The sequence below is a fragment of the Pseudoalteromonas sp. SWXJZ94C genome, from assembly GCF_015864385.1.
GTDB lineage: Bacteria > Pseudomonadota > Gammaproteobacteria > Enterobacterales > Alteromonadaceae > Pseudoalteromonas.
Genome location: NZ_JADYXF010000145.1, coordinates 1 through 762, shown reverse-complemented (window position 1 = coordinate 762; position 762 = coordinate 1). Strand labels below are relative to the sequence as shown.

General features: G+C 34.3%; 1 protein-coding gene. It reads left to right on the top strand.

Going from position 1 to position 762, the window contains the following annotated elements:
- Window positions 1-24 precede the first annotated feature (24 nt).
- Window positions 25-762 (top strand): hypothetical protein (locus I6F65_RS21470; RefSeq protein ID WP_197114857.1); only part of this gene is annotated, 738 nt, incomplete at its 3' end.

Sequence of the window (762 nt, the reverse complement as noted above, 5' to 3'; positions counted from 1 at the left end):
GGTATGCTAATAACGCAAATGAAAATGAAATCAGGCAGAGAAGATAATGGTGATGCCCTTTTTTATTTTAAAAATGGTGATGGTACCAGAACACTTATTGTCGAACAGATGTCTACTAGAATTTACGATACGCCAGAAAACCGAGAATATAATAAAGCTGTTATATTTGGTGGTTCTGTAGGTGAAATAGAACCGATAAGAAGATGTAGCGCTGGATATATTCACTTTACAGTTGGCACTAAAGCACAGTTTCTCGATAACATAAACATATTTGATATTTACGATGCTAAAGGTATAAAAAACATTGATAAATCTATTTTTGATGGAATGTGCCCAGATAGAATAATGCCCAACCCAAGCGTTTATTTAATACCTGAAGAATATAAAGGAACCTTTTATATTATTTATAATGTACCAAAAGGTCAGCCCGCTAAATATGAAAATGGCTCCGCTATTTTTGAGATACCACAATCTGGTGTTTTGTTAACCCAAGCAAGTGGTAGCCCTGTATGGGATGAAAACCCTCCTAACTGGCATTACTATTACGTTGATAATAATGGGTCCAAAACACCAATTACAGGTACGTGGTCATCAGGTAATAGTGATAAACCTAAAAATATAAATGATACAAAAATAGTAAAATTTCATACTACTGTAGGAATGTTCGAACCAGTCAAAGGCTGCGATGTTAATCTGCAAAGATTTGCTGTTGGAACGACTGCAGAAATTAATAGTGATAAATACTATTTCGGAATTTATGAT